This is a genomic window from Chitinophaga sp. (assembly GCF_017745275.1).
Lineage (GTDB): Bacteria > Bacteroidota > Bacteroidia > Chitinophagales > Chitinophagaceae > Chitinophaga.
On the sequence record NZ_JAGHZS010000010.1, the window covers coordinates 246,192 to 256,015 of the forward strand.

The 9,824-nt window shown below is 47.7% G+C and carries 1 protein-coding gene; it reads left to right on the forward strand.

Annotated features, from left to right (window positions below; translation table 11 throughout):
• The first annotated feature begins 13 nt into the window (after positions 1-13).
• Positions 14-9,817, forward strand: a complete 9,804-nt coding sequence (locus tag J7623_RS27575) for a non-ribosomal peptide synthetase (protein ID WP_291927187.1) — start codon at positions 14-16, stop codon at positions 9,815-9,817.
• Positions 9,818-9,824 lie beyond the last annotated feature (7 nt).

Below are 9,824 nucleotides of genomic sequence, written 5' to 3' on the forward strand. Positions count from 1 at the left end.
AAAATCATGAATCATGTCTGATCATACTTTGATTAACGTAATAGCGCTGCTGGAACGCGCCAATGAGGATGGAATTAAAATATCCCTGGAAGAGAACGAGCTGATTGTGCAGGTAGAAAAGGAACGTGAAATAGACGGATTGTTTTTGGATGAGCTGAGAAATCATAAAACACATTTAATAGCTTACCTGAAATCCTCCAGGCAGGGTGCCGGCGACAATACACCTGGCGGCAGGATAGATCCGGAGCGCAGAAAAGCATTGCAGGTCATCCCGCTTTCGTTTAGCCAGGAACGTTTGTGGTTTATTGACCAGCTGGAAGGGAGCGTGCCTTATCATATACCTACGGTATTGCGCCTGAAAGGAAAGCTGGACCGTGATGCGTTGCAGCATGCTTTACTCACCATCGTGAACCGGCATGAGGTACTGCGTACCGTGATCAGGCAACGTGGCGGAGTAGCCTATCAGCATATCCTGGCGCCGGATTTATGGCAATTGGCTATTGTAGACGAACCGGGATATATTTCCGATGAGGCAGCCTTGAAGGACTATATAAAATTATTGATTGACACCCCGTTTGACCTGGCCGCAGATCATATGCTGCGGGCTCACCTGATCATCCTGGGCGCAGAAGAACATATACTGGAAGTTACGCTGCATCATATAGCCTCTGATGGCTGGTCTGCCGGCATTATTGTGCAGGAATTACTGGAATTGTACAGTGCTCACCTGGAAAACCGTACACCGCAGCTGGCAGCCCTGGAGCTGCAGTATGCGGATTTCGCTATCTGGCAGCAGGAGCATCTTTCCGGCGCTGTGTTGGAAGAACAGCTGGGCTACTGGAAACAAAAGCTTACGGGCGTAGCGCCGTTGCAGTTACCGCTTGATTTTCCACGTCCACCCATACAAAGCGCCAGGGGTGCCGCTACCAGTTATAAGCTGGATGAAGCTTTATTACAGCAACTGCGCACCTTGTCGCGGCAACAGGGAACCACTTTGTTTATGACGCTGCTGGCGGCTTTTAAAGTATTACTGTATCGCTACAGCGGCCAGGAAGATATTTGTGTAGGTAGCCCCATTGCTGGTAGAACACGTAAAGAAATTGAAGGGCTGATCGGCTTTTTTGTCAATACACTTGTACTGCGTGACGACCTGGGCAATAATCCTGCATTCACTGATTTACTGCAACAGGTAAAGCAAACTACACTCAGCGCTTATGACCACCAGGATGTGCCTTTTGAGAAAATTGTAGATGCAGTTATTGAAAACAGGGACCAAAGCAGACCGCCGTTGTTCCAGGTGGCATTCGTATTACAGAATATGCCTGAAATACCTGATCTAAGGCTGGGCGATGTACAGTTCTCCCCGGTACAAACAGCGCAGGATATGGCCCGTTATGATATGACGGTGACTACGGAAGAAGGTCATGATGGTTTGTCCATCAGCGTGGAATATTGTATTGACCTGTTCACCAAATCAACCATCGATCGTATGATGGGACATTTTAAACAGCTGCTCCGTTCTATCGCCAACGCACCAGCCACCAGGATTGGTTCTTTGCTGCTGTTAAGCGAAGCAGAAGAACAACAATTGCTGTATGATTTCAACAATACCACAACGGACTATCCCGCCACCGAAACCATTGCCGGTATTTTTGCTGCCCATGCAGCCAATACTCCGGACGCCACCGCCGTAGTGTATGGCAATACATCCATGACCTATCGGGAGCTGGACGAAAGATCCAACCAACTGGCACACTACCTGCATGGTAAAGGCGTAAAGGCAGAAACACTGGTACCCATATGTATAGACCGTTCACTGGAAATGATCGTTAGTATATTGGGTATTCTGAAGGCCGGCGGCGCTTATGTGCCCATCGATCCCGAATACCCGCTGGACAGGATCAATTATATGCTGGCGGATACCGGTGCCACTATTATTCTTACCAATGAAAATATTATCGCGAAACTGAGAAGCACCACGCATGCAGTCAGTATCGTAACGCTGGATAATGATGATATTATAGGAGGATATCCTAAAACTGCCCTGGCAACGGATATCAGCGCTACACAGCTGGCATATGTGATTTATACTTCAGGGTCAACCGGCCACCCGAAAGGTGTGCTGGCCACACAACAATCGCTCATCAACCTTATCCACTGCCAGAGTAAAGTATATAATATCACGAAAGAAGAACGCATCCTGCTATTATCTAATTATATTTTTGATGCTTCCGTAGAGCAGATATTTTTTGCTTTGCTGAATGGCGTAGCACTGGTATTGGTGGATACCGATGTACAATTAGACATGGCATTGTTTGAGCAGTTCCTGACCGATCAACAGGTTACGCATATAGAGGCTACGCCCAGTTTCCTGGTGAATGTGAAACCCGGCAGGTATGGAGGCCTTAAAAGGATTGTGTCTGGTGGAGAGCTTTGCCGCAAAGTATTTGCAGAGAAATGGACCGGGCTGGTAGACTTTTATAACATCTACGGACCTACGGAAGCGACTATTTCGGCGATCGCCTATCATTATACCGCAGATAATGCCGGCTACGCAGAGGCACTGCCCATAGGCCGCCCGCTGGCTAACGTACAGGTATACCTGTTAGATAGTCATGGTAACCCTGTTCCTGTTGGCGTTACTGGTGAACTGCATATCGGTGGTGTGGGGCTTACCCGCGGCTATTTAAAACGACCGGAGTTAACCAGTGCAAAATTTGTCAGCAATCCTTTCAGTAATAACCTGGGAGCCAGTATGTATAAAACCGGTGACCTGGCAAAGTGGCTGCCGGATGGTAACATTGAATACCTCGGAAGAGTGGATGACCAGGTAAAGATCCGCGGTTTCCGTATTGAATTGGGAGAAATAGAAAATATTCTGCAACAATCTGACTTCGTAAGCCAGGTAGCTGTGCTGGCCAAAGGAGAGGATAGTACTAAGCGCCTCGTAGCCTACGTAGTACCAGCGGATGAATTTAACCCGGATGAGATATTAGCCTATGGCAAGAAGCTGTTGCCGGAATATATGCTGCCAGCATTGATCGTAGAATTACAAAGTATGCCGCTAACCCCGGGCGGTAAAGTGGACCGTAAAGCCTTACCCGACCCGGATGTAATGGGTGCGCAGAAAGGCACCTGGCTGGCGCCGCGCAATCCCGTAGAACAAAAAGTAGCGGAGATATTTGAAACAGTGCTGGAAGTAAGTGGTGTGGGAGTATACGATGACTTCTTCAAGTTGGGGGGAGACTCCATCCTGGTGATTACGCTGGTAACACACCTGCGTGACGCTTTTGAACAGGATATTAAATTGTTTGAAGTATACGGAACACCAACGGTAGAGCAGATTGCACGGATGGTAGCACAGCCGGAAGCCGTAGCTGTCAGCACAAATGATGAATACACTGCTGTAGAATCCGAAATAACGGCGTTAAAAAATGAAGTGCTGAAAGTACGCGCAGACGCTGCACTGATAGAAGACATCTACCCGATGAGTGATATCCAGAGCGGGATGGTATATGCTTCTTTAGTAAACCCGGAATTGGGCATTTACCATGATCAGATGGGGCATCTGCTCACCAAAGGATTGGATCCGGTGGTGCTGGAAAAGGCATTGTCTATGATGGCGCAAAAGCATGCTATCCTGAGAACCACATTTGACCTGCATTCCCACACGGAAGGATTGCAGATTGTATATAAGGAAATACCTGTTAAGGTGGATTATCTCGACTATGGTCATCTGACGGATGATGAAGCGAAAATACAGATCGATAACTACCTGAAGGAGGAACGTACACGCCCCCTGCAAATGGATAAGGCGCCTACGTGGCGGGCTACGGTGTTTAATCTTCAAAATAATTCAGCGTTTTTATTCCAGTGCCATCACGCTATCATAGATGGCTGGAGTGATGCTTCTTTCAATACAGAACTCAATAACCTGTATCTCCGGTTAAAAGCAGGAGAAGACGTACCACCATTGCCGCCACTGAAATGTACTTACAGGGATTATGTGCTGTCGCATATAGTGGAGAAGAGAAACGTGGCAAACAGGGAGTTTTGGAAGAATGACCTGGACGAGTACAAACGACTGAACATCTTCACGCATGAAGCAGAAGATAAGCGATTGGTGACAAAGTACGAACCAGCTTACCTGGAATTACTCCAGCAACGAACTAAAGATGATGGTATTACGCTGAAGGGCCTGTTGTTTGGCGCCATGGTATTTGCGCTGAATATGCTTACCAATGAAGACGAAGTAACCGTAGGCCTGGTAGCGAATAGCAGGCCGGTGAAAGAAGATGGCGATAAGGTGATTGGTTGCTTCCTCAATTCAGTGCCTTTCCGGTTTAAACAGGATAAAGCCGGATTTACCTGGAAAAAGTATTTCGGACAAATAGAAAGCAAGCTCGTAGAGATGAAACAGCGTGACCGGGTAAGTCTTCCTGAAATCATAAAAATTACCGGCGAACATTTCTCCGAAGGAAATCCTTTCTTCGATGTACTGTTCAATTTCACCAATTTCCATGTCTATAAAAACATGGAAGAGGGATTGGCAGAAGAAACACAAAGTGAATTGAACGATGTGTTGAGCTATGGCGTAGTAAATACTTACCTCACCTGCAATCTCAGCATCACGGGCAACCAGCTGGTGGTAAACAATTCCCTGAAACGGAAATTCAAATCCGGTGACTCACTGTCAACGCTGCAGGGCTATTTTGATGCAGTACTCAACGGTTACCTGGAACATTACGAGGCGCCGGTAAATAGAAATGATATTTTTTCTCTGCGGGAATTAAACCAGTTATTAAATACGGATGATACGGCCTATCCAAAGGATAAAACGATCGTTGACCTGTTTATGGAACAAGTATCGCGTACGCCGGCAGCAACAGCAGTAGTGTATGAAGATCAGTCGTTGACCTACCAGGAACTGAATGATCGTTCTACACAGCTGGCCCGCTATCTCCGACATCTGGGAGTGACTACTGAAATGCTGGTGCCGGTTTGTATAGACAAGAGCCTTGAAATGATCATTGGTATACTCGGCATATTAAAAGCCGGCGGCGTATATGTGCCGGTGGACCCTACGTATCCGGAAGAACGGATCCGGTACATACTGGAAGATACCAGTGCAACGATTGTAGTCAGCAGCAGCGCATGTATAGAAATATGTCACCAGGCTTCTCCTTCCCTGAAGGTAATAGCGGTAGACAAAGAGTGGGAAAATATCAGCAAAGAATCTGTTGCGCCGGTTAATAATATTATCACACCCCAGCAACTGGCTTATGTAATTTATACTTCCGGATCTACCGGTAAGCCTAAAGGGGTACTGATAGAACATGTTAACGTGGTGAGGTTATTTAAAACCGATACCCCGCTGTTTAACTTTAATGAAAAGGATGTATGGGCAATGTTCCATTCCTTCTCATTCGACTTCTCTGTATGGGAAATGTATGGTGCCTTGTTTTTCGGTGGCCGCCTGGTGGTAGTACCTAAGCAGGTGACCAAAGATACAGCCCTGTTTGCGGAGCTGTTAATCCGGGAGGGCGTAACCATCCTTAACCAAACACCGTCTTCATTTTATGTATTGCAGGATATCCTGACGGCCACTGAACGTACAGTGGCTATACGGTATGTGATTTTTGGGGGAGAAGCATTGAACCCTGCCAGGATAAAGCCCTGGAGGCAGGCATATCCCGGTTGCCGTTTGATTAATATGTACGGCATTACAGAAACCACCGTACACGTAACTTACCAGGAGTTAACAGACGAGCAACTGGAGAGCAGTGTGAGCGTAATTGGTAAGCCAATACCAACACTGCATGCTTATATCCTGAATAAATACCAGTCGCTTGCACCAGTGGGTGTGGCAGGTGAATTATATGTAGGTGGCATGGGTGTAGCAAGAGGTTATCTGAACCGTGCTGCGTTATCTGCGGAGAAATTTATCCCGGATCCTTTTGTTTCCGGCGGCAGATTATATCGCACCGGGGACCTTGGACGATGGCTGCCGGATGGCACCATTGAATACCTGGGTCGTATTGATGAACAGGTAAAGATCCGTGGTTATCGTATTGAATTAGGGGAAGTAGAAAGTGTATTACAGGAATCTGACGCGGTGAGTAAAGCGGTAGTGCTGAACCGGCCAGACCATAGCGGCAATAGCCGGTTGGTGGGATATGTGGTGCCAAACGCCACTTTCGATAAAGCAGCTATACTCGCTTATCTGAAGGAGCGTTTGCCGGAATACATGGTACCATCGTTACTGGTAGAACTGGATCATTTACCATTGACCATTAATGGTAAAGTAGATAAAAAAGCATTGCCCGACCCCGATGCCGCTACATTGCTGGCCAATGAATATGTAGCGCCCCGTAATGAGGCCGAACAGCAGCTGGCCAATATATGGAAGGAACTGCTGGGAGTAGAACGGGTAGGGGTATACGATAATTTCTTTGAGCTGGGCGGACATTCCCTGTTAGCCACCCGGTTAATATCCATTTTACGAAACCGGTTACAGGCAGAATTGTCTATCAGGTCGTTGTTCCTGTATCCTACCGTAGCAGCACAAACAGCCTACCTGCGCCAACAGGAGAAAGGCTTGCAGCTACCCGTGGTGGTGGCGGAAGAAAGACCCGCTTATATCCCGCTTTCGTATAGCCAGGAGCGTTTGTGGTTCATTGACCGCCTGGAAGGTTCGTTGGCTTATCATATCCCGGCTGTATTAAGACTGAAGGGCGAACTGGACATTGCAGCACTGGAATATGCGCTGCAAACGATTATCAACCGGCATGAGGTGTTGAGAACAGTGATCAGGGAAGAGAAAGGGCAGCCTTACCAGTTGGTCTTGCCGGAAAATATCTGGCAGTTGGATGTAAGACAGATGGCGCCATATAAAAAAGATCTCCGCGCGCAACAATTTTTAATAGCCTCCTTGTTCCAGGTGCCATTTGATTTGTCTGTAGATCATATGCTGAGAGCACATTTGCTGGTGCTGGAAAAAGGAGAATACATACTCCAGTTTACCCTGCATCACATTGCATCGGATGGCTGGTCTACCGGCATTATTATACGGGAACTCGTTGCGTTGTACAACGCCTGTGTGGCGGGAGCTTCCGCCGAATTGCCACCACTGTTGATACAGTATGCAGATTACGCTATCTGGCAACGCAGGTATTTATCCGCAGAAACATTGGCTACCCGGTTACTTTACTGGGAAAACAAACTCGCGGGCATTGCGCCGCTACAGCTGCCTACCGATTATAAGCGTCCGGCCGTACAGCCGGTGCGTGGTGACAGCCGGGAATTTACCTTCTCCAAAAAATTATCAGACCAGCTGAAGGTATTGTCGCAGCAACAGGGTACTACCTTGTTTATGACCTTACTGGCAGCCCTCAAGGTGTTGTTGTACCGCTATAGCGGCCAGGAAGATATCTGCGTAGGAAGCCCCGTAGCCGGCAGAACACAACAGGAACTGGAAGGACTGGTGGGCTTCTTTATCAATACACTGGCATTGCGCAGTGATCTGCATGGTAATCCATCTTTTATTACTTTATTACAACAGGTAAAGGAAACTACGCTGGAAGCCTATGAACACCAGGAAGTACCTTTTGAAAAAATAGTGGAAAAGGTAATGAAGGTGCGCGACCTGAGCAGAACACCGCTTTTCCAGGTCATGTTTACGATGCAGAATTTACCCGGTTCACCGGAGCTTCGATTAGGTGATGCCACACTTTCTGAAGAAGGGGTAGCGCATTCTACTGCACAGCTGGATTTGTCTTTTTCCATACAGGAAGATGCGGATGGCCTCAGTGGTGAAATTGTTTATTGTGCTGACCTGTTCGATGCTGCCACCATTGAACGGATGGTGTTGCATTTTGAACGGCTGCTGGAATCAATAGCAGCAGCGCCGGCAACCGCCATCAGTGAATTATCTATACTTGCGCCGACAGAAACACAACAGTTGCTGACGGCATTTAATGATACGCGGAGAGAATATCCAACGGATAAGACCCTGGTAGACTTTTTTACCGCGCAGGTGAAACGTACGCCGGAAGCAGTGGCCCTGGTGTTTGAAAATCAGCAGTTAACCTATCGTGAGCTCGATGACCGTTCTAACCAGTTAGCACATTACCTGGTTGGTAAAGGGGTAGGCGAAGAAACATTGGTACCTGTTTGCCTGGAGCGGTCTTTTGAAATGCTGGTGGGAATATGGGGTATCCTGAAAGCAGGTGCCGCCTATGTACCGGTAGACCCGGAATATCCGGCAGACAGGATCCGGTTTATGTTATCTGACGTAAAAGCAAATCTGCTGCTTACCACCGCCACACATATTCCTTTGCTGACGGGGATAGCCGGCAATAAATACATCGTTTCTCTTGATACGCACTGGGCGGAAATCTCCAAAGAGCCGATATCTCCGGTTAAAACAGTAGTGGCACCAGACCAGCTGGCCTATGTGATTTATACCTCCGGGTCTACAGGTACACCAAAAGGAGCGATGAATGAACATCGCGGAGTGGTGAACCGGTTGTTGTGGGCGCAGGAATATTTTGCGCTGGATAGTGCTGACGTAGTGCTACAGAAAACTACGTTCTGTTTTGATGTATCGGTATGGGAATTATTGTGGCCGTCGCTGGTAGGCGCGAAGTTGGTACTGGCCACACCTGGTGGGCAAAAAGAACCCGGGTATCTGAAAAATATCATCACGCAACAGGGTATTACTACGCTGCATTTTGTGCCTTCCATGCTGGATGTTTTCCTGGAAAATGTGACGGCGGGAGAATGCGTGGACCTGCATACCGTTATCTGCAGCGGGGAAGCATTGAGGCCTCAGCAGGTACTCACTTTCAGGGAGAAGTTACCGGGAGCCGAACTGTATAACTTATACGGCCCTACGGAAGCAGCGATAGACGTTACCTACTGGCATGCGGCCCGTAATAACGACGATGTAAAGATTGTTCCGATTGGGAAACCGGTAGCGAATACACAGCTATATGTGTTGGATAAATCCGGAAATATAGTACCGCTAGGGGGTGCCGGAGAATTACATATTGGTGGTGTACAGGTAGCCCGTGGTTATTTGAACCGCCCGGAATTAACCGCGGAAAAATTTGTGCGGGATACTTTCCATCCCGGCGCCGGCAACAGGTTATATAAAACAGGCGACCTGGTAAGATGGTTGCCGGACGGCAACCTGGAGTACCTGGGCCGTATAGATGACCAGGTAAAGATTCGCGGTTACCGGATTGAGCTGGGAGAAATAGAGAATGTATTACAGGCACATGAAGATGTAAGCCAGGCGGTAGTAGTAGCGCAGAAAAGCGTGGATACGGATCAGTATCGTCTTATTGGGTATGTGGTACCACGCGGGGAGTTTGACAGATCCGGCATACAGGAATACCTCGCCGCAAAATTACCGGAATACATGATTCCTTCCTGGTTGATAGCACTGGATGTTTTACCGCTGACCACAAACGGGAAAGTGGACAAACAGGCTTTACCTGCACCGGATGCACTGTCGCAAACACTATACGAATACGTTGCTCCCCGTGATGAAAGGGAACAACAGCTGGTCAATATATGGCAGTCGTTACTCGGTGTTGAACGGGTAGGCATACACGATAATTTCTTCACACTGGGTGGCCATTCTTTGCTGGCCATGCGCCTGATTGCAGAAATAAATCCTGAATTCCAGGTAGAACTATCTGTTAGAACCATCTTCCAGTTGCCTACAGTGGAATTGCTGGCGAAATACCTGAAAGTACAACAGCAGGAGGAACTGCTGGCAGATGAAGATGTAGATATTATAGAGTTGTAATGGATAA